The organism is Paenibacillus tritici, assembly GCF_013204885.1.
Lineage (GTDB): Bacteria > Bacillota > Bacilli > Paenibacillales > Paenibacillaceae > Paenibacillus_AQ > Paenibacillus_AQ tritici.
The window spans coordinates 1-577 of record NZ_JABMKX010000045.1 but is presented as its reverse complement, the minus strand read 5'-3'; the positions used below and the strand labels follow the sequence as shown (position 1 = coordinate 577).

At 56.7% G+C, this 577-nt stretch carries 1 rRNA gene; it reads right to left on the bottom strand.

Going from position 1 to position 577, the window contains the following annotated elements:
- A 23S ribosomal RNA gene (locus tag HQN87_RS31970) occupies positions 1-577 on the bottom strand; the annotation flags it as partial.

Sequence of the window (577 nt, the reverse complement as noted above, 5' to 3'; positions counted from 1 at the left end):
TGGGAAATCTCATCTTGAGGGGGGCTTCACGCTTAGATGCTTTCAGCGCTTATCCCGTCCGTACGTAGCTACTCAGCCATGCTCCTGGCGGAACAACTGATGCACCAGCGGTACGTCCATCCCGGTCCTCTCGTACTAAGGACAGCTCCTCTCAAATTTCCTGCGCCCACGACAGATAGGGACCGAACTGTCTCACGACGTTCTGAACCCAGCTCGCGTACCGCTTTAATGGGCGAACAGCCCAACCCTTGGGACCTACTTCAGCCCCAGGATGCGATGAGCCGACATCGAGGTGCCAAACCTCCCCGTCGATGTGGACTCTTGGGGGAGATAAGCCTGTTATCCCCAGGGTAGCTTTTATCCGTTGAGCGATGGCCCTTCCATGCGGTACCACCGGATCACTAAGTCCGACTTTCGTCCCTGCTCGACTTGTAGGTCTCGCAGTCAAGCTCCCTTATGCCTTTGCACTCTGCGAATGATTTCCAACCATTCTGAGGGAACCTTTGAACGCCTCCGTTACTCTTTAGGAGGCGACCGCCCCAGTCAAACTGCCCGCCTGACACGGTCCCCGTACCCG